The organism is Nibricoccus aquaticus (assembly GCF_002310495.1).
GTDB lineage: Bacteria > Verrucomicrobiota > Verrucomicrobiia > Opitutales > Opitutaceae > Nibricoccus > Nibricoccus aquaticus.
In genome coordinates, this window is sequence record NZ_CP023344.1 from 1,719,115 (window position 1) to 1,740,381 (window position 21,267).

Annotated in this window: 10 protein-coding genes; 3 read left to right on the forward strand and 7 right to left on the reverse strand. The window is 62.3% G+C overall.

Annotated elements, in window-relative coordinates:
- Positions 1-74 precede the first annotated feature (74 nt).
- Both CMV30_RS07070 and CMV30_RS07075 read left to right on the forward strand, forming a co-directional pair.
- Positions 75-3,119, forward strand: coding sequence for a sensor histidine kinase (locus CMV30_RS07070; protein ID WP_175414765.1), 3,045 nt, complete (start codon positions 75-77; stop codon positions 3,117-3,119).
- 43 nt (positions 3,120-3,162) lie between these two features.
- Entirely contained in the window at positions 3,163-3,798 is a 636-nt protein-coding gene (locus tag CMV30_RS07075) for a response regulator transcription factor (protein ID WP_096055365.1), read from the forward strand.
- A gap of 116 nt (positions 3,799-3,914) precedes the next feature.
- On the opposite strand, the gene CMV30_RS07080 is transcribed toward CMV30_RS07075, so the two are convergent.
- The 6 genes from CMV30_RS07080 to CMV30_RS07105 form a co-directional block, all read right to left on the reverse strand.
- On the reverse strand, positions 3,915-5,024 hold the full coding sequence (locus CMV30_RS07080) for a glycoside hydrolase family 53 protein (RefSeq protein WP_096055366.1): 1,110 nt from the start codon (positions 5,022-5,024) through the stop codon (positions 3,915-3,917).
- A 59-nt stretch (positions 5,025-5,083) separates the two neighbouring features.
- Positions 5,084-7,402: a glycoside hydrolase family 2 protein gene (locus CMV30_RS07085; protein WP_096055367.1), complete on the reverse strand. Its 2,319-nt coding sequence runs from the start codon at positions 7,400-7,402 to the stop codon at positions 5,084-5,086.
- A 162-nt stretch (positions 7,403-7,564) separates the two neighbouring features.
- The gene (locus CMV30_RS07090; protein WP_096057661.1) at positions 7,565-8,551 is read right to left on the reverse strand and encodes a LacI family DNA-binding transcriptional regulator; all 987 of its coding nucleotides are present in this window, start codon (positions 8,549-8,551) and stop codon (positions 7,565-7,567) included.
- 73 nt (positions 8,552-8,624) lie between these two features.
- Complete coding sequence (locus tag CMV30_RS07095; protein ID WP_175414766.1) at positions 8,625-10,085, reverse strand: MFS transporter; 1,461 nt, start codon at positions 10,083-10,085, stop codon at positions 8,625-8,627.
- A 51-nt stretch (positions 10,086-10,136) separates the two neighbouring features.
- Positions 10,137-13,109 carry a TonB-dependent siderophore receptor gene (locus CMV30_RS07100; protein ID WP_096055369.1) on the reverse strand — a complete coding sequence of 991 codons (2,973 nt, stop codon included), beginning with the start codon at positions 13,107-13,109 and terminating at the stop codon, positions 10,137-10,139.
- 45 nt (positions 13,110-13,154) lie between these two features.
- Positions 13,155-14,282 carry a glycoside hydrolase family 53 protein gene (locus tag CMV30_RS07105; protein ID WP_096057662.1) on the reverse strand — a complete coding sequence of 376 codons (1,128 nt, stop codon included), beginning with the start codon at positions 14,280-14,282 and terminating at the stop codon, positions 13,155-13,157.
- A 157-nt stretch (positions 14,283-14,439) separates the two neighbouring features.
- On the opposite strand from CMV30_RS07105, the gene CMV30_RS07110 reads away from it, so the two are divergent.
- Positions 14,440-18,237, forward strand: a complete 3,798-nt coding sequence (locus tag CMV30_RS07110; protein WP_175414767.1) for a PAS domain S-box protein — start codon at positions 14,440-14,442, stop codon at positions 18,235-18,237.
- Positions 18,238-18,467: 230 nt separating this feature from the next.
- Here the strand turns inward: CMV30_RS07110 and CMV30_RS07115 are convergent, their stop codons facing one another.
- Entirely contained in the window at positions 18,468-20,891 is a 2,424-nt protein-coding gene (locus CMV30_RS07115) for a TonB-dependent receptor (protein WP_138223181.1), read from the reverse strand.
- Between the last annotated feature and the right edge of the window lie 376 nt (positions 20,892-21,267).

The following is a 21,267-nucleotide window of genomic DNA, read 5'->3' on the forward strand; positions in this document are numbered from 1 at the left end:
CTGACTAACCGGCAACCTCAGTGGCGGTCCTCAGCCACGGCCGCTCCAGTGGCTTAACTCCCCCACCCCTCTCCGTGCTCCGATTTCTCCCATGCCTGGTCCGCCTGCTCGTATTCACTTTCTCGTGCTTGGGCGCGTGCGCCGCAGCGACTGAGCCACAGCACAATGCTCCGTCCGAGTATACGCTGCGCGCGTGGCATGCTTCCGACGGCCTGCCTTCCGACGAGATCGGCAGCCTGATGTTGGATGAAAAAGGCTATCTCTGGGTGGCGACCACGGGCGGGCTTGTGCGTTTCGACGGCACGAGCTTCGAGCCGGCGGAAACTCCCCCGGAAGTTTCCCAGCGCGGCATGATCCACCCCTCGATGCCACCCGCAGACGCACCGGGCCGCCTGCTCGCGCTGGGCAACGCCAACGGCAACACCGACGGCAACACCCCGGGCGCGGTCGATGGCGTTTACCGGCGCGATCATCAGGCCTTCGTCTTCGAGCGGGAGCCCGCGCTCGAAGGGAAAAACGTGCGCGCTATTTTCTCCGAGAAAAACGGCACGCTCTGGTTCGGCTGCGAAGACGGCACCGTGCTGCGAAGGGCGGACGGGCAATCGCAACGATTCGATCCACCCGCCGGACTCACCGGCCGGAAAATCCCCGCCTTCGCGACTGATGGCGCAGGACATGTCTGGGTCGCCATCAACACGCTTGTCGCGCGTTTCGACGGCACGCGATGGATTCCCCTCCCGGTCGATCATGCCAGCAACGAAGTCCGCATCGCCTCCAGCCGCTCAGGCGGTCCGTGGCTGTTCACCACCGAAGCCGCGATGAAATGGACCGGCGAAAAACTGGAGTTGATCGCGCCACTGTCGGAGTTGCAGGGATCGCACTTCATTCAGGCGGCCATCGAAGATCGCTACGGGAAAATCTGGATCGGCACGCGCTCGCACGGACTTTTCCGGATTTCACCCGGGCAGGTTCTCGCCGTGCCCACGTCGCATGAGGACATCTATTCGCTCTGCGAAGATGCCGACGGCGGCATCTGGGCGGGCACCAACGGCGGCGGCCTCAACCGGCTGCGACCCAAAGCATATCAACTCTTCGACAAGGACAGCGGCCTCAAAGACAACTTCAGCTCCACGGTCGCCGAGGACGCCAACGGCGTGATCTGGCTCGCCAATCGCGATGGCGGCGTGGTGCGCGTCATCGACAGCAAGGCCGATCTTATCTCGCGCCGGCTGAACTGGCGGCAATTCAGCGCCATGTCGGTTTATCCTGCGGCCAACGGCAGCGTCTGGATCACCAGCGGCATCGGCGTGTACCGCACCAACGCCACCTACCCCGACCGCCTCGACCGTATCCGCTCGCTCGATAACTTCAAACTCGTGCGGGCCACCTATGTCGCGCGCAACGGCGATTACTGGCTCTCCGTCGATCCCGACTCCATCGCGCGCTGGCGGGATAATGACGTCCGCGTTTTCTCCACCAATGACGGCTTCGACGGCCGAGAAGTGCGCGGCTTCGCCGAAGATGCCTCTGGCGCGCTTTGGGTGGGCGCAGCCGATGGACGGTTGTTTCGCTCCGTCGGCGAACGCTTCGAGCGCGTGCCACTTCCCGGCGCAGAGGACTGCGGCTCATTGCAGGCACTGCGCTTCGAAGCAGACGGCACGCTGCTTATCGCGACCACCTCGAGCGGCGTGCTCATTGTGAAACCCGATGCGACGCCTCATGTGCGCACGCTCGGGACCGCTCAGGGACTGCCCAACAACAACGTGACACAGATCCTCACCGATGATTCCGGCCGCTACTGGTTCGCCTCGAGGCGTGGCATCTTTCGGATTGATCGCGATCAGCTGCGCGATTTCGCCAGCGGCAAAATCCAAAGCGTCCACACCGTCGTGCTGGGCAAAGACGACGGCCTCACCGATCTGTCCTCACTCGGCCTCTTCCAACCCTCCGCCTGGAAGGCGCGCGACGGCGGACTCTGGTTCGCCACCCGGCGCGGCATGTTACGCCTTGATCCCTCCCTGACCTCGGACGACAGCGGCCCTCCACCCGTGACGCTCTCCGCCATTTCTTTCGACGACCGACCGCAGCCGCTCGCCAGCAACATCGCGATCCCCTCCAGCGTCAGGAAAACCGAGATACGCTTCTCCGCCCTCAATCTCTCCGCACCCGACCAGATCCTCGTCCGCCACCGGCTCGATGGATTCGACAACGACTGGGTCGTGCAGACCTCGGGCCGCAGCGCCACTTATCCACGGCTGCCTCCGGGCAAATACATGTTTCGCGTGGAAGCGAGCAACGGCAGCGGAGTCTGGAGTACGCAGGACACCGTGCTGCCCATCTCCGTCGTCCCGCTCTGGTGGCAGAGCGATTGGGCCAATGTCCTTTATTTCGCCGCGCTCACGCTGGTGATCTTCGCCTGCGTGCGCATCTGGGCTCATCGCCGGTTGCGCCGCCGCCTCGAAGGACTCGAGCGCGAGCGCGCCATCGAGCGAGAGCGCACTCGCATCGCGCAAAACATCCACGACGATCTCGGCGCCAGCCTCACGCACATCAGCCTGCTCACGCAGCTCGCCCAGCATGAAAATCCGGAGCAGGCCCGCAGCTTCGAAAAAATCTACGACGCCGCCAACGCCATCACCCGCTCCATGGACGAGATTGTCTGGGCGGTTAACCCGAAGTGCGATGACCTCGAGAGCCTCGTCTATTACGTCGGGAATTTCGCCCAGAGTTTTTTCAAAGCCGCCGAGATCCGCTGCCGTCTCGATGTGCCCGCCGTGCTTCCCGCCGTGAGCCTCACCAGCCAAGCGCGTCACAATCTTTTCCTCTGCTGCAAAGAAGCGCTCAACAACATCGCCCGCCACGCGCACGCGACGGAAGCCGAACTCACTATCGCGGTGAACGAGTCCTCGCTCCAGATCACCATCGCCGACAACGGCCGCGGCCTGGCGGCATCGAAGCTCGCCCAGAGCATCGACCCGTTCCGCGTCTCGTCCGGCAACGGTTTGAAAAATATCCGCCAGCGCATCGAAGAACTCGACGGCACCTGCGGCTTCACCGAGCGCCCCGGCGGCGGCACACTTGTCACTTTCCTGATCGTCCTGCCAAAACTGCAAAATTGAGAAACCTCCCCGCACCTCCCACGGTCACCGCTTCCCCGCACCCATGAAAACCCGTATTTCGATCATCGAAGACGACGGCCCCACGCGCCAGATCCTGACCGAGATCATCGCGAGCACTCCCACCCTCGAACTCGTGAGCCAGTATGAGCGGTGCGCTCCCGCGATCAAAGCCCTCCCGGAGGAAGGCCCAGATGTAGTGCTCGTGGACATCAATCTCCCCGAGATGAACGGCGTCGATGCGGTCAAACAGTTGAAGGTGTCCATGCCCAACACGCAGTTTCTCATGCTCACGGTCTATGAAGACGCCGACCACATCTTCGCCGCTCTCGCTGCCGGAGCGACGGGCTATCTTTTGAAAGGGACGCGCCGCAAAGAATTGCTCGAAGCGATCACCGACATCCGCGTTGGCGGCTCGCCGATGAGCAGCGGCATCGCGCGCAAAGTCGTGCAGTCGTTTTCGCGCTCCGGCAGCTCAACAACCGGACGTTCCGAGCTGGATACCCTTTCGCCACGCGAGCAATCCGTCCTCGCCCTGCTCACGAAAGGCTATCTCTACAAGGAGATCGCCGACTCGCTCGGCGTGAGCGGCCCGACCGTGACGACTTACATCCGCCGCATTTACGAAAAACTCCAGGTCCACTCCCGCACGCAGGCGATCACGAAGTACCTGCAAAAATAAGAAGCCGCGAAACCGGTGAAGGCTTCGCGGCTCTTTTTGGTTTTCTCGCTCACGGCGACCGAGGCCGCCAAGGTATGTGAGCAAAAAATTCAGCGGCCGGAAAAAGTCGCGCGGGCTTAGAACAACTTGAACGCATCCATCGACCACAGGGCCTTCCCAGTGAAGTCGAAGAGCGCCTGGTTTTCCCAGTTGTTGCCCGAGCTGGCGTTGATGTTGTCCCAGCCGTTACCGGTGACCGGAGTCCACGTGCCTTCCCAGTAGATCACGCCCGCGCCGCGGTTATTCGGGACCGAGTTCACGATGGTGCAGATTTTTTTGATCATGTCGTACTGGCCCTGAAGCGTCGCCGGATAACCGCTCACCAGCTGCGACGAGAGCCCGATGTTGTTCGCCGCACTGTCACCAGCGGCGAGCGTGAACGGGTAGGCAGTCTCGACGACGAGCACCGGCTTCGCGAAACGGCTCGCCGCATTATTGAGCGCTGTCTGGAGCGAGGTGAGACTGCCGTGCCAGTACGGGTAATAGGAAACGCCGGTGTAATCCCACGCGATGCCCTGCGCCTTCACGTTATCGAACCACCACTTGATCAACTCCCAGTCGCCGCCCTTCGCGATGTGCAGCACGATCGCCGTCGAGGAGTTGGCTGCCTTCGCGCCGTTGATGCCCGAGCGGAGCAGCTGGCACAGGTTGGTGAAGTTATAGTTCACCGAAGACAGTCGGCCCTCGTTCCACAACAGGCCGTCGTTGATCTCGTTTCCGATCTGCACGTAGTCGGCGGGCGTGCCCTGGTTGGCGAGGGCTTTGCAGATGTCGTACGTGTGATTGTACACCGCCGTATTGAGCGCGCTGAGATTATAGCTGCTCCACGCCGATGGCTTCGTCTGCTTGCCCGGATCGGCCCATGTGTCGGAGTAGTGGAAATCAACCAGGATCTTCTGGCCAAAACTCTTCGCGCGCTTCGCCACCGCGAGCACGCGGGCCTTGTTGTGATAACCGTCGGGCGAGTTGACCCAGACTTTGAGGCGAACGGTGTTCACACCGCCGTCGCGCAGGATTTTCAAAGCGTCGTCCTGATAACCGGACGCGTAGAAGTATTTGCCGCCTTTGTCTTCGCTCTTCTTCAGCGAAGAAACGTCGCAGCCTTTGATCCAGATGGCCGCGTGGGCCGACGAAACGAGCGCAGCCGCGAGCAACGCGGCGAGGGGTATGAGACGGGGTAGTTTCATGGGGGTATGGGGTTGAACAACGCCGCAAGGGTGTCGCGGCGAAAGCGGTCGCGAGAAAATCACGCCGGCTGAAGCGGTGCGGGCGGCACCCGAGGCGGTGCAGATTTATCCACAGAAAAACCAGCGACCGCCACCGAGCCTCTGAGTCCGCCGAACGACGCCTGAAGACTGAAGCCAGCGCTCAACTCCTCGGGCGAGAGCCGCAGGACCGTCGAGGCGATGCCCGCTTCGGCAGAGACCGTCGCCGGCCCGGCCAGCACGGCAGCGCTTTCCAGCGCAAAGACCACGGTGCCCGTTTCCTCGATACAGAGCGCGCCGCGCTCATCCCGGATGAAGACGTGGGCGATAACCGTGTCGGATTCGCCGGATGCCGCCGCGATGCCGAGATCGTCGATCGCCAGTTCCAGTGCGGCGGGATTTCCCGGCGTGGAAACGCGATGAGTGGCGCAGGGCAGATTTCCGACATAACCCGTCGCCGTCAGTGTGCCGGGGGTGAAGCGCGGCAGATCGAACATGAACGGCGGATGCGGCAGGTGCTGCGACATCCACGCCACGTCGGGCCGCTTGCGGCCGAGCGTGTGGCCGTCGAGCGAGAGCTCCACTTCGGCACAGTTGCTATAAACGAGCACGCGCAGATCGGAGGCAGGCGTCCAATGCGAGGCGATGAACACCACCGGCCCGCCGGTCCAGTTACTCGCGTCTTCAGACGGCCCGCGCTGGCTGCGGTAGAAATAGTACGAGAACTTCGGCAGCCGAAAAACATCCATCACCCCGCACGCCGCCCGGACCGGATGATAACCGCGCGCGTAGTCGAACACGCACCACTGCCCATCGAGCACCGCAGGCGACGAGAGCGTGTCGTTGAGCGCGATCTGGTGATTCCACACCTGCTGACGCAGCCCGCGTTCGCCGGCGGAGCGAAACTGCCGCGCGTTGCTCCACGCTGCATGAACGCCCGCGCCGGTCTTCTGATCGAAGCCTTCGTTGGCCGCGTAGAATTCCCAGTCGCCATATTCTGCGATGACGAGCGCCTTGTCGCCGTTCTGCCAGCGATGGATTTCTCCGTGCTGGCGCGAGTGGATGTACACGTCGTAGCGATCCATCCAACCACACGTATACATCTGATCGCCCGGCAGCTCCTCGTGCCCGATGGCGTGCAGCTTTGCCATGAACGCCTCGGGCATCTGCGTCTCGTTGAGCGAAAGCTCCCAGAGCACCACGCACGCGTGGTTGCGGTCACGACGGATCACCTCACGCGCGTTTTGGTAACACGCTTCTTGAAATGCCTCGCCGCCGATGAACTGCCAGCCGGGGATCGCGTTCATCACGACGATGCCTAGCTCGTCGCACGCATCGAGAAAATGCGACGACTGCGGGTAGTGCGAGAGCCGCACATAATCGAATCCAGCCTCCTTGATGCGGCGCGCGTCACGGTACTGCGCGGCGCGTCCAGCGGCGTAGCCGACATAGGGCATTTCCTGGTGGCGGTTCGTGCCGCGAAGACGGATACGGCGGCCATTGAGCTGAAACCCGCCCGAGCGGGAAAATGCGATGCGCCGCACGCCGACGCGCTCCACCCGCCGGTCGATCACCGCTCCCTCGGGAGAACACACGGTGACATGCACCTCGTGCAGCACGGGATCATCCACGCTCCAGAGCCGCGGTCGCGACAACGAGAGTTCCAGCTCCGTGTGAATCGCCTGCCCGGCCGCCAGCGTGAGACGTCCGCTGACAGCCGAGGCGACCGACTTGCCTGCTGCGAAAAACTCAACGCGCACCACCGCCGGCAGCGAAGCCGAGCCCGAGTTGCGCACGTGGATTTTGGCGCTGACCAGCGCGCGTTCGGAACTGGCTTCGAGCGTGCGAATCAAAACGCCGCCGCCCGCGACTTCGCCCGCCGCAACCGGATCGGTGATGTGCAACGCTGGATAAACGCGCAGCTCCACCTCGCGGTAGAGACCTCCGTACCAGCAAAAATCCAGATCCGCGTAGGGCTTGCCCGGCGGCACATCGGGGTGATCGCGATTATCGAGCACGAGGAGCAGTGTGTGCGTTTCGCCATCGGCGAGCGCAGCGGTCAGATCTACCTCGAAGGGCAGATAGCCGCCAGAGTGCCGCCCGCACTCGACACCGTCGATCAGCACGCGCGCCGAGTGCATGGCCGCGCCGACATAGAGCACGTGACGCGAGCCTTCGCGCGCAGGTGTCGCGCGCAACTTGCGGCGATACTCGCACTCGCCGAGCCAGTGATCGCGCCCGTCAAGATCCGGCTGAAACGGCGTGTGCGGCAGATCCACGCGCTGCCAGCCCGCGGCATCCTCGGCAGCGGAAACGCGCCGGAATTCCCAGTCGCGGTCGAGGCGGAGGCTCTCAGTCATGGAAAAAATCTCCGGCCAGATTCAGTGAGTTGACCGGATGAGCGGTGAGTCGGCTGGCTTCGTTTTGTTTTATCATTTAGTAAACTCTTTTACTCGATGGCGCGAGGCGGTGCTTGATTGGAAGGACGGTCGCGCGCGGATGTCGGTGTTCGCCGGTGATCGTTATGACACCGAGTCGCGTTCGATCAGGCGGACGGGCAGGCTGACCTGACGGTTTTGCAGGCGCTCGCCGGACGTCAGCGAATCCATCATGACGACCGCCTGCTCGGCCATTTCGCGGAGCGGCTCTTCGATCGTGGTGAGCGGCGGATTTTGGATGATCGAGATGCCTTCGTTTTCACCGCCGATGAGCGAGATGTCCTGCGGTACTTTGAGGCCCATCACGTAGGTCAGGATGTGGAGACACTCCATTGCCTGGAAGCTCGTGCCCGGCGCGTAGATACTGTCGGCACCGGCGCGCACGATGCGCGTGACGGCGGAGAAATGATTCACACCCGGGGCCATCGGCAGGAGCAGGCGGTCGTCGGCGGGCACCTTGGCCTCGGCGAGGGCTTTGCGAAAACCTTTCAGCCGCTCCAGAAACGGCGGAGCGTCGCCACCCATAAAGGCGAGCTTGCGCTTGCCACGCGCGAGCAAGTGCTTCGCGGCGAGATAGCCGGAGCTGAAGTGATCGGAGCAGACGGTAAGCTGGCGCGACTCGGCGTCGAATTTGTCCATGTACACGACCGGCAGACGCGTCTCGAGCTCGGCGAGCATCGAGCGGAGTCCTTTGTCGAACGTGACCGCGATGATGCCATCGAGAAATGCTCCGGGCAGTTGCTCGAAGGGATTCGACGGCAGGAGCACACCGATATTTTTGCGCGAGAACTCAAACGCGAGATGCGCCGTCAGCGTCGCAGCGTAGCCCTCAATGCGATCAGTGAACGTCGGCTCCGAAAGAATCGCGATCTGACGCGTGCGCACGGAGACCTGCGGCTTGAGATTGAGCTCCTTCGCGGCGCGCAGGATGCGTTCGCGTGTCTCGGGCTTCACCTTGTCGCGGTTGTTGAGCACGCGGCTGACCGTGCCGGGCGAGACATCGGCCAGGCGGGCGAGATCGTAGATCGTGGCTTTCTTTCCGGTGCGTGGCGAAGGCTGCGAGCGGCTCATGCCGCCACCATGAACTGCGCGCGCGGGAGGCGGCGATTTTTTTGTGGAATCTGATGGCTGGTAAGTCATGCGGTCAGACAGCGCCCCGGCGGGCTTCCAGTTGGGCACGGGTTTCGTGCGCGCGTTTGCGATCAAGCGGGTAGGTCATAAGCAGGGCGATGGCGACCACCGCCCACAGCGCTGTCGATCCGGCGAGAATCGTCCGGAGGCGGAAAATCGTCTCAGGCGCCTGCTGGCCGCCGAGTGCGGCGTCGAATCCAGTAAGCTTCAGCGACAGCATCGCTCCAAAAAACGCAGCGGAGTAACCCATCTTCTGAATCCACGAAAAGATCGCTCCGAACACGCCTTCACGGCGGAAGCCGTTGCGCAGTTCATCCTCGTCGCAGATGTCGGCGAGCATGGCGGGCGTGAGGATGTTGATGGCGATCCAGACCGGTCCACAGAGCATCGCGTCGAAGATGATTTTCCACGTGTGCCCGGGCGTGAAGAGAAACCATTTACCCGCCGCACCGACGGCCGTGAGTAAAAACGCGGCGATGATCGCGCGGCGCTTTCCCCATTTCTGCGCGGCCCAAGTCACCGGAAGGATCGCCGCGAATCCGACAATCGCATACGATGACGATAACCACGCCTTCAGCGTTTCCCCGGCCTGAACGTTGCCGTCGCTCATGTAGTAAACGAGCAGGTAGCGGTCGAGGTTGCTGGCAAACATGCCCGCCACGATCTGGAGCAATGTCAGCGCGACGAGGATTTGAAAAGCCCGGATGCGAAACGCGCTCCAGATCGCCGAGCCGATCTTCACCTTCGCCTGCTCAGCCGCACGATGGAAGAAACGTTCGCGCACGAAAAGCGCGGGCAACAATCCACAAAGTCCGAGCAGCAAAATCGCCACGCCCCAACCGACGGTGCGCACACCTACGACGATCGTCGCGAACAACGCCGCCGAACTCGCGAGCGGGAAGAGCCAGTTGTAGCCGAGTTCACCGACCTTGCCGAAAAATCCGCTCACCGCCGAGACCCGCGTCCGCTCGTCGTAGTCCGGCGTGATTTCGTATTGGAGCGCCGTCAGCGGCACCGAATAGAGAGAGAATCCCGCGTAGAAAATCACCTGCGTGACCACGAGCCAGGCAGTGAGCGACAGCTGATCCCACGTCGGCGGCACCATCCAGATGAGACCAAACGCCAGCGCCTGAAGCACCGCACCGATGGCGATCAGCGGCCGGCGGCGGCCGAAGCGCGATTGCAGGTTGTCAGAAAACTGGCCGACCAGCGGATCAACGAACGCATCCAGAAAACGGGGAATCGCCAGCGCAGCGGCGAGCCACGCGGGATCGAGTTTCAGCGTCATTTGATAAAACGGGATCGCAAAACTGCCGATCGCCGCCGTGCCGAGAAACAGCGACAAACCACCCGCGCCCAACGCCATCTTCTCGCCCCAGCCGACACGATCCTCCGCGCGGATCGCTTGTGCAGACGGCGCTCCGGCAGGGCTCGCGGTGTTCGTCGTGGCGGAAGAATCGGCGTCGGGTTTCACGATGAAAAAAGCGGGCACCCGCGGCTCGATGCCGGAGCGCCCGCGAACGGGTTAGAAATGCAGCGTCGCCGAGAATGTGACTTTGCGCGGTTCCTGCAGACCGATGCGCTCAGGGCGACGCGTGACTTGATTGCCCGCCACCTCGGCCCACCACGTGAGCGAGTAGATCTGGGAATCTTTTTCATCGAGCACATTGGCGACGTTGAGCTGGAGATCGACCCATGAACCTTTGCCGATGAACTCCGTCTTGAAGTTATAGCCGATGCTCGCGTCGGCGAGTGTCAGACTTCGGCCATAAAAAACGGTGGGATTATATTTCATGTCGAGCGTGTTGTCGTACATGCCGAGCACGTTCTTGCTCTGATAGCGACCGCCGCCGCCGATGGAGAAGTTCTTCAGCGCGCCACGATCAAACGTGTACTTCGTATAGAGATTCGCGCCGTACTTGCGCTGACCGCGGGCATTGTGGCCATCGAGGGCGACGACGTTGTCGATGGCGTACTGGTTCATCCAGCGAACCTGGTTGCCGAGATTATCCCATGAGGCGTCGCCCAAGGCACCCGTCGGGAATGCATTCCCCGCATACGCACCGGAAGTCGGGATCTTAGAGCGCCAGAAGGCTTCGTTCGCAACGGCCCACGCCTTCACCTCGGCCATGGAGTTGCGAGCGACGACGTTGTTGATCGAGAAATTCGCCGACACGCGCCAGTTGCTCCTTGGATTGGCGACGAGGGAAAGTTCCCAACCGCTGCTGTCGCGGTCGAACATGAAGCCGTTGGCATTCACCAGGCGGGCGTTGTACTCGGCGGCGGTTATGAGCGGCGTCGCGGAGACGGATGGATCGGGGTTGCGCAGCGCGTTCAGAATTTTCGTATTCCGGTCCGAAACATCTGTGCGGATGGAGCCCCAGTCGGTCATGTGCTTGGTCTCGGCCTTATAGTAGCCGATCGTCGCGTAGAGTTTGCCTTCGAGCAGATCGAGTTTGATGCCGACATCGCCACCTTTGCTCTCGGGCATGGGCGGAATGTCATTATTGATAAGACGAATCCGCACCTCGGGAAGATCGCGGCTGGTCGCCACGTTGCCATAGACGGACAGCCACTTGGTGGTGTGGTACACGGCTCCCCCACTCAGCGTGGTGGCATTGAAATCCTTCGTTTTATTATCGGCCGGATGCAGCGCCCAGAGCGCATTCACGTACCGGCCGTCGTTGTAATCATGCTCCATCTTGTCGCCACGCAGACCGACAATCGTCACCAGCTTTTCCTTCAAGAAGAAGCTCTGCACGGCGACCATGCCGGTGGCCAGCCGGCTCTCCGTATCCTCCAGCGGCTGGGTCGGAACCCAGCGGGTGCCGGGGACCACTTTGCGCCAGGACTGCACGTGGATGTCGCTAGCATCGCCACCAGTGAAATAATGACGGCGATAAAGGCGGTTCACATCCGCCTCGGCTGCGGAAGGATCGAAAGCCCACTGCGTCAAATCGGAAAAAGCCTCGGTCTCCTCGATGCGATTAAACGTGCGCACGTTGTAGCTGAGCAAACCAGCCGCACGGTGGCGGGCCCAGTCGCCGGTCGTAAAGGTGTACGCCATCGTGCCGCGAAACTCGGTTGAATCGATTTTCTGGGTACGGCGTGTCCAGTTGTTCTCCACGTAGAGTTTGCCCGCGTTGGGATTCGCCCCCGCGGCGTTGCCCCATTGATCGGGCAGATCGGCGCTCGCCTCGCCCCAGATCTCGCTGCTGTTGCCGAAGTAAGTAGTGGCGCGGCTGCCATCTGGATCATAGCCGAGGAAATCCATGGTCTGGTGGTTGAACGCCAGCTCGTAGAAGAGCGAGTCGCTCACCTTGCTTTCGAAAAACGCGCTGACGGTTTTGTAGTCTGTTTCGCGCGTGGCATCAGGACCACCGGTGTTGGCGTGACGCGGGATGAGGCTGTTGTTCGCAGGCGTGTCAGCCCAGGCCGACCACGTGGGACGTGCCCAATCATCCGTCGCGCCGATGTCTCGATAGCGATCAGTCAGGAAAGCGCCGTCGATATTGTTGCTGCCCTGCGCGCGGCCGAGCCAGTTGCGCACGACACCGTCGTCGCCGACGACACGGTGATCGGGCCAGAACGTGTCGATCGTGTCGGCCCACGGCCACGCACCGGAGAACGTCGGGCGGCCGGCTTCACGCCAGCGAAACGACTGGTCAATCGCGAGCCAGGGACGGGCGACGTTGTCCTTCACCTTGCCGATTTCGCCCTCGACGCGGAGGGTCGAGTCTTTGGTCGGCTGCCATTTCGTGGCAATGTGCGCGCGGCGCGATTGATCGAATTCGAATTCGCGCCAGCTCTTGCCGTTTTCGGCCATCGCATTGACGCGCATGGCGAGCTGTCCGGCGATCAGCGGGACATTGGCGTCGAGCGTGCCGCGATGGCGGTCCCAGCTGCCAGCGGTGTAAGAGAGCTCATACTTGTTCGCGTTGAGCAACGCCTGCTTGGTCGAGGTGTTGACGAGACCGCCGGGCGCGCCAAAGCCGAAGAGAATGGAGTTGGGTCCGCGCGTCTGGTCGATGCGGTCAACGTTGTAGAAATCAGTCGAGGCGTCCCATTTGAAAAAATTGCGCGCGTAGCTGGCCGGGAGTCCGCGAATACGCAGCTGCCACTCGCCGTTACCGATCATGGGATTGCCGTTGATGCTGAGCGCAGCGTCGCCGACATCGGGCACGGCGTTGTTCGTGAATAAAATCACATCCTGCATGTTCGTCGCGCCGATGTCCTTCAGGAACTCAGGCGTCAGCACAGAGATCGCCGCACCTGTGTCCTTTAGGGACGTGTTGAGGCGACTGCCGGCGAGCGTGTTGCCAGCGAGATAGCCAACGTCTTTCTTGGTGCTCACTTCGAAGGGGCTGAGGACGATGACCTCATCGTCGGCTGGCGTGACAGCGGGCTCGGTCGGGGCGGTTTGCGCGAGCGCGTGGGGCAGTGCATAAAGGCCGCAGGCGAGGCTGATCGCGGCGGCCGTCAGGGGTGGGGTTCTCATGGTGGCTGGTGTGGTTTGGCTGACTGGGAAAATTGAAAAATGCGCTCAGCGCGCTGGCGTGGTGCAGAAAATTTTGGCCGCTGGCAGAAGCGCACCCGCGCCATCGAAGAGCGCGCACGAACCGCCGAGCCAGGCTTGGAGCCCTTGAACTTCCACCGACTCCGGATGCCACCAGCAGACACCGGCACCAAGTCCATCTGGCAGATCACGAACCGCTTGGTTTACCTCTGACAGAAACTGTTTCTGGCCATCGGGTGTCAGCGGCCAGTCGAGATTCTTTTTCCCTTCCCAGTGTGAGTCCAGCTTCCACGGATACGCTGTCTCGACGACCATCACGGGCTTCTTGAATCCCTCTGCGACTGCCGTGAGTGTTTCCCTAAGAGAGGCGATTCCTCCATGCCACTCGGGGTAATAGCTCAGCCCGACAATATCGAAAGGCAGGCCCGCATCGCTCGCGTGCTTCAACCACCAGCTCGTGCGGGCCACATCCCCCGTGCTCTCGATATGCACGATGGTCTTCGGCCGCGGGATTTTCGCTGACACCACCGCAGCCTCGAAGCCCTCAAACCCGGCGCGCAGCACACGCGCAAGCCGCACCCATGCCTCAAAATCATGCGCCTCGCGAAACTCCACGCGCCCGTCCGGCCAGAGCAGGCCGTTGGTGATCTCATTTCCGATCTGCACGTACTCAGGCGTGAGTCCCTCGGCGATAAACCGCGCCAGCGTCAGCCGTGTGTACTCGCGCACCGCGCCGACCAGTTCGTCGAAAGGCAGCTTTTCCCACGCCGCAGGCTTAAACTGCTTTGCCGGATCGGCCCACGTGTCGGAGTAGTGCAGATCGAGCATGAACCTCGCGCCACTTGCCTTAACCCGTCGTGCGAGCGCGAGCGTATACTCCAGATCGTTGGTCACGATACCCTGGTGATCTGGCGCGACAAACAACCGCAGGCGGAAACAATCAAAGCCCGCACTGCGCAACTGTTTCAATCCGTCCACCGGGCCTGTCTCGCCGCGAAAAACCGCTCCACGCGCCTCAACCACCGCCAGTGCAGAAATGTCGGCCCCGCTAACAAAGCCCACCGTCATCCCTGCCGGACTCATCGCCTGCGCATCGGCGAAAGCCGGAGACAGCAAAAACAAACAGGCGGCGACGAAAGCAGTCGTGCGAATCATGGGGCAGGCAGGGGTGAATCCACAGATGAAAGCCCGATGTGTTATTTCAAGAGTTTTATTTTTAATAAAACAGTTTCATAAAAAGTCTCCATACGCCTCATCGCCTATTTACAGTGTGCCTCACTCAGGACGCCCACGCATTTACGCAGGCTGCGGCATGTCTGAAGCCTTGCGGCTTCAGACGCAGAAAGTTATCTCCGAATCCGTCTCGATGAATTTCCCCGCCACCGCCGGAGTGCGCCGGTCGTTATTGCTCACTGTTTTTGTCGCCGCCGTCGGCATCACCACTTCGACCATCCTCTGGCTGCGCGAACGCGAGCACATCCAGCGCGACGAAACCCAGGATCTCGCCCTGTTAGCCACCCGCATCACCGACGAGCTCCGCGTGCGCCTCGCTCAGATCGACAGCACTCTGCAAGGCCTGCGCGGACTCTACGCCGCGCAAGGCGGCCTCGATCACGCCAGTTGGGAAACCTACCTCAACGAGCTCAACCCTTCACCCCCGCCCGGCCTCAACGGCTTTAATTACATCCGCCACGTTTCCCCGGAAACACTGCCCGCCTTCCTGGATGAAGCGCATCTCCGCTTCGCGCCAGATTTCAAAATCCAAGTCACTGAAACCGCAGCGGAAATGGCCATCGTTTCCCTCCAGCGCGACTACTTGAACCGAGGCCTCTCGCTGGGCGCCGACCGCAGCACCCGCACCGACTGGATGATCAGCGCCGATCTCGCTCGCCGCACCGGCGCCACCACGATGAGCCAGCCCACCGCAGCGCTCAGCGGCGACGGCTCGCTCCGGTTCTTCGTCACCATGCCGCTCTACCGCATCGGCGTGCCTGTGAACTCCGAGAGCGCCCGCCTCGCCGCTCATCACGGCTGGCTCACCGCAGGCCTGCGACCGAGCGCATTTTTCGAATACCTCGACAGCCAGATTGGCCGCACACTACGGCTCGAGGTGACCGACATCGCACCCGACGGCACAACAAAACGCCTGCACCTCTCCTCGCCAGGCGAAAAACTCCCCGCCAACACCATCACCTCCACGCTCACTGTCCCGATCATGGACCGCACGTGGCGCGTCGATCTCACCGCTCCTCCAGGCCCGCTCGCCAGCAGCCGCTACGCCCTCGCCGGCCAGCTCTTCGTCGGCGGCCTCATCGCCACCGGACTGCTCACCGCCCTCCTCTGGAATCTCCGCCGCACCCAGCGCGAAGCCATCCGCCTCGCCCGGGAAATGACCCGTGAGGTCAAGGAACGCGAATGGATGCTCATCCAGGCCCAGCGCATCGCCAACATCGGCATGTGCTACCTGGATACACGCACCCAGAAAGTCGTCCGCTCCGCCGAGTACCTGCGCATCTTCGGCATCCAGGCCGATCAAAGCATGGTCGGCGGCGCCACCGACGATCTCCTCGACCGCGTACACCCCGAAGACCGCCCCGCCGCCGCAGCCGCCATCACCGCATTCAAAGCCGGTCAACCCGCCCCGCCCCGCATCATCCGCATCCGCACCCCCGACCGCGGCGAACGCACTCTCCTCGGCGAACAAGGCGTCCTCCCCTCCCCCTCCGGCAAAGCCGATCTCGTCGTCGCCGTCATCCACGACATCACCGAACGCCTCGCCACCGACCGCGCCCTCGCCGATAGCCACGCCCGCCTCGACCGCCTGATCCAGGTGCTCCCCGGCACCGTGTATCAACTCCGTCGCGACTCCAGCGGCACGCTCACCCTCCCATTCCTCAGCGAAGGTGCCAGCCAGCTCTTCGGCCTGCCCGCCGCCGAACTCGCCGCCAGCCCCGCCCGCCTCCTCGCCCTCTTCCCCGCCGATCAAGCCGCGCTCCTCCAGCGCAGCCTCGACCAGTCCGCCGCCACCCTCGCCGGCTGGCAGCTCGACGCCTCCTTCCAGCCTCCCGGCGGCGGCCGCCGCTGGGTCCGCTTCAATGCCATCCCCGAGGCCACCCCCGGCGGCGCGATCGTCTGGCACGGCGTCGCCACCGACATCTCCCTCGCCAAGGAAGCCGAGCACCGCCTCCGCTTCACCCAGTACGCCGTCGATCACATGCGCGATGCCGTCGCCTTCCTCACCGCCGACGGCGACCGCATCTACGTCAACGACGAGACGTGCCGACTAACCGGATACGACCGCGCCGAACTCGTCGGTGCCAAGGTCTGGAATACCTTCACCTCTATCACCCCCGCCCGCTACCAGCAGCTCTGGGCGCACGTCAAACAACGCGGCACCTACCTCTTCGAGTCCTCCCTCATCAGCAAATCCGGCGAGACCGTTCCCGTCGAAGTCGGCGCCAGCTACATCGACTTCGGCGGCCTCGAAATCGTCTTCGCCATCGCCCGCGACATCACCGCCCGCAAAGCCTCCGAACAAGCCCTCCGCGACAGCGAGGAACGCCTCCGCCTCACCCGCCACGCCCTCGACCTCGCCCAGGACATCGTCTCCATCATGGACGCCGACGGCAACCGCCTCTACGTCAACGAAACCTTCTGCCGCTTCACCGGCCGCACCCGCGACGAGATCTTCTCCACCAAAGTCTGGGAGACCAATCCGCCCCTCAACGAACCCCGCTACCGCGCCCTCTGGGAAGACGTCCGCCGCCGCGGCACCATGAGCTTCGACCTCGAAATGCTCTCCAGCACCGGCGAACACCTCCCCATCGAGGTCAACGCCAGCTTCCTCACCTTCGACGGCCGCGAAGCCGTCTGCACCATCTCCCGCGACCTCGGCCCCCGCCGCGCCGCCGAAGCCGAGAAAAAGCGCATGGAGGAACAACTCCGCGAAACTCAAAAACTCGAAAGCCTCGGCGTCCTCGCCGGCGGCATCGCCCACGATTTCAACAACCTGCTAACCGGCATCCTCGGTCACGCCAGCCTCGCCCGCGACCGCCTCCCCGACGGCCACGAGATGCACGAATCCCTCTCGCAAATCGAGCAATCCTCCACCCGCGCCGCCGAACTCTGCCAGCAGATGCTCGCCTACGCCGGCAAGGGCCGCTTCATCGTCGGCGCCGTCGACCTCAGCAAACTCGTCGGCGACACCGCCAAACTCCTCGACGTCTCCATCGAGCACCGCGCCGCCCTCACGCTCAACCTCGCGCAAAATCTGCCCGCCGTCCTCGCCGACGCCACGCAGATGCGCCAGATCGTCATGAACCTCGTGCTCAACGCCGCCGAAGCCGTCACCCCCGACACCGGCCGCATCGTTGTCACCACCGGACGGATGCACGTGGACGCCGCCTTCCTCGCCTCCGCCCGCGTCGCCGCCGGCCTCCGCCACGGCGAAGCCGTCTTCCTCGAAGTCACCGACAACGGCTGCGGCATGGACCCCGCCACCCTCGAACGCATCTTCGATCCCTTCTTCACCACCAAATTCACTGGCCGCGGCCTCGGCCTCGCCGCCGTTCAAGGCATAGTCCGCTCCCACGAAGGCGCCCTCCACGTCCACAGCTCACCCGGCGGCGGCACCACCTTCCGCCTCGTGCTTGCTCCCTACACCGGCAGCAAAGCCCGCACCATGCCCCCCTTCGCTCCCGCGCGAAACAGCCGCCCGCCCATCGCCAGCGGACGCGTCCTCGTCGTCGATGACGAAGAAAGCGTCCGCTCCGTCACCCGCCAAGTCCTCGAACGCACCGGCTTCACCGTCGAACTCGCCGAAGACGGCGAAAGCGCCCTCGAACACCTCAAAAGAAGCCCCTCCGATTTCACCCTCATCCTCCTCGATTTCACCATGCCCCGCCTCGACGGCGCGCAAACCCTCCGCGAAATCCTCCAGATCCATCCCAACGCCCGCGTGATGATGATGAGCGGCTTCTCCGAAACCGAAGCCCGTCAACGCCTCGGCGACCTAGCCATCGTCGGCTTCATCCAAAAGCCCTTCGACTTCCCCACCCTCCGCACCCGCGTCGAACAAGTCCTCCAACTCGACCCCGCCTCGCAGATATAGCGCAGTTCAAATAAAGCATGCCCGTATTCTGGAGGGACGACCTCCGTGTCGTCCACGGTCAGCACGAAGCCCGGCTCTCCCTCCGAGCGGCGATGCCTTTTCTGAAAAGACGGTAAGCCCTACCCGCGAACACCGCCGCGCCCCACGCGATGCCTGCGTATCAGGCACAAAAAAGCGGCTTCCGTTTAGGAAGCCGCTTTGAGCAGAAACAGTTTCTCGGACGTCTTAGTTTAGAAGGAGACTTTGACTCCCATATTCCAGGCGAATCCTGGCCCGAGGAAAACCTCGGCGCGCTGCACCGAATGGCGCGCTGCCAGATTCAGACCGACCGCCTCGAATGCACTCTCATCCGTCGCGTCGGAGACGTGAACCTTGTCGAAGATATTGAAGAGATGCGCGAACACGCTCACGTCGAAGCGACGCGATGAGATCGGCAGGTTATAGTTCACGTGCAGATCGTAGAGCGTGTAGCTCGGGATGCGCCAGGACTGCGCATAGTCGCCGACCACCGTGCGGGTCTCGGGAGAGAAATCCGACCAGTAACGATCATACCAGCGGCCCTGGAACTTCACGGAAAGTCCCTGGACTGGAAATACCGTCGCCGCGTACGCGATCTGGCTTTGCGGAGCATCACCCACCATGAGGTCGCGGATAAATACGCGCGAAGTGGTCGGCACTGCGCTGCCCGTGCTCAGATTGAAAGCTTCGCCCGTGACATCGTCGGTGTAAACCCATTCGCCGAAAGACGCCGCCGCATCGAAACGCAGCCAGCGCAGCGGACGCCACGCGCTCTCGATTTCAATGCCTTCGTAGGTCGAGTTCATGCCGCGCAGATAGGTCACCGTGTCATCCGTCGTGTTCACCGACGAGGTCGTGCGATCCTTCCACTCGGTGTGATACACACCCGCCGAAACATTGAATGAACGGCCCGGCGTCTGGTAGCGCACGCCCGCTTCATAGGAGACGAATGACTCATTACCGGCATCGACGAGCGTACCGGTCGAGTCGTTGATGACCCCGTCGAAGTTCGGGATCTTATCCACGAATCCGGCATTCACATACGCGCTGATGTCGTTCGTGAATGCGTACTGCACGCCACCCTTGATCTGGTGGCCTTCGAGAGCATCGGATTCGAGTGCATACTCCCCGCCGCCAGCGGCCCGGCGGAAGTGATCGGTGAAACCGTACTCGATGGTTGAAAAACCATAAACCGCGAAAGCCGTCACCGGGCCGGACTCATACTGGGCCTGTGCGAACAGACCCAGCCAGTCCACCGTGTTGGTGTTGTGGTAATCCACTTTGTCGCCGAGGCGGAGCTGGGTGTTCATGCCCGAAGCCCAGAAATCGCTGACCTGCACAGCGGCGGTCGGGAGATAATAAGAGCCACCGAGCAAATCGCGCACTTCGCGGTAATGCTCGATCTCGGCCGTACGCCAGTCGAGACCTGTGGTCAGCTTGAGCGTCGGAGTAATCTGATAATTCAGCTTAGAAACGATACCGTACTGATTCTGATAGTTGGTGCTGTTGCGCAGGATCGCGCGGGAGACGGATTGCCCGCCGACCATGTTCGCCTGATTAGCGGCGATCGTAGCATCCCAGTTAATGTTGCCGTTCAGCTGAGGCGTCGTGGCGGTGTAACGGGTAAACCCGTTGCCCAAAGTGCCGCCGCTGCCCGCCTGCACGCCGGAATAATAAAACACCGACGTCAGCTTCAGCTCTTCGGTGAGATTGGCGTACCAGTTTAAATTCACCTGCGGCTTGTGGGAATAGTTCACCACCTCGTTGATGTAACCATCCTTCTCGCGCGAGTGCGTGCCGCCCCAGTAATACTGCTTACCATTGTAAGCGACCGTGACGGGAGCTCCGTTTGGATTGTAGTCGTGACCGCCACCAACTGCACCCTGGCGCAGCGCACCGGCATTCGCGCCCGAAGCATTGGAGAAAATCTGGGCCTCGGTGTAGCCGAGTTCTCGAGCGTAATCCACATCGTAGGCCGCGAGGTTGGAGGCGAAGCTGCGACGACCGTGTTGCTGCGCCGCGCCAACCGCGAACAGCTCCAGCCGGTGCATCGAATTGATCTTCCAAGAGGTGCCCAGGTAATAACCCGCGCTCTTCGCCCAAGTACCATCCGCCGTGCCCTCGCCCTGCTTGAGCGACAAGCCCGCCGTCACGGCAAACTTACCCTGGAGCAATCCGGTGTTATACACGCCGGAAATCTTGTAGAAATCGTCCGCGCCAAACTCGGTCTTTACGGAAACCCCGCTCCGCGAAGCGGCGGGATCGGTCACGACATTCATCGTACCGCCGATGGAGGGCGTAGGCAGCGTCGTGTTGCTCAAACCGCGCTGCACCTGGATCGTGCTCGAGACATCGCCCAAGCCGTCCCAATTAGACCAATACAGCCAGCCGTTCTCCAGATCGTTCGTCGGCACACCGTTGATCAGGATCGCCACGTTGCGCTGGCTGAAACCGCGCACATTCACGCGCGAGTCACCGGCACCGCCGCTGTCCTGTGTCGCGAAAACCGAAGGCGTGGTGTTCAAAACATGCGGAAGGTCACGCGCGCCCAGCTCGGCGGAGATCGTCTCCTTGCCCAGCTCCGTAAACGCCACCGGCGTCTTCCCCGAGATCGCTTGATCGGAGAACGTTTTCATATCGGTCACTTCGAGCGCCTCCAGCTGCACCACCTCGTCATCGACAGGCGATGGTGCGACCGGCGGAGCCGGGGTGTCGGCGGTGTCGGCGGTTGGGTTTGTGCGGAGAGCGACAACGCTCCTCCGACGGCTAACAGACAGGACAGACTGACGCGTGATGGACGCATATTTTGGCAGGTTGGATGGTGGTGGTGAAACCACTCACCATGCTAACTCAGAGAGCAGCATGGCGGGTGTGCGGGCGAACCCGACTCCCCAGCGCGAGCTGAGTCAAGCCGGACGCCTTGGGCGATGGATGCACACGGAGAAAGTTCACCTTGCCGTAACGCATCAGCAGCTAGCACGCCGAAGCCCCCAGATGGTTGAAAATAATTAA

What these genes read in the sequence shown, in the direction of transcription:
- CMV30_RS07075 (WP_096055365.1), top strand. Translation starts at nt 3,163, where the DNA reads ATGAAAACCCGTATTTCGATCATCGAAGACGACGGCCCCACGCGCCAG.
- CMV30_RS07080 (WP_096055366.1), bottom strand. Translation starts at nt 5,024, where the DNA reads ATGAAACTACCCCGTCTCATACCCCTCGCCGCGTTGCTCGCGGCTGCG.
- CMV30_RS07085 (WP_096055367.1), bottom strand. Translation starts at nt 7,402, where the DNA reads ATGACTGAGAGCCTCCGCCTCGACCGCGACTGGGAATTCCGGCGCGTT.
- CMV30_RS07090 (WP_096057661.1), bottom strand. Translation starts at nt 8,551, where the DNA reads ATGAGCCGCTCGCAGCCTTCGCCACGCACCGGAAAGAAAGCCACGATC.
- CMV30_RS07100 (WP_096055369.1), bottom strand. Translation starts at nt 13,109, where the DNA reads ATGAGAACCCCACCCCTGACGGCCGCCGCGATCAGCCTCGCCTGCGGC.
- CMV30_RS07105 (WP_096057662.1), bottom strand. Translation starts at nt 14,282, where the DNA reads ATGATTCGCACGACTGCTTTCGTCGCCGCCTGTTTGTTTTTGCTGTCT.
- CMV30_RS07110 (WP_175414767.1), top strand. Translation starts at nt 14,440, where the DNA reads ATGTCTGAAGCCTTGCGGCTTCAGACGCAGAAAGTTATCTCCGAATCC.
- CMV30_RS07115 (WP_138223181.1), bottom strand. Translation starts at nt 20,891, where the DNA reads ATGAAAACGTTCTCCGATCAAGCGATCTCGGGGAAGACGCCGGTGGCG.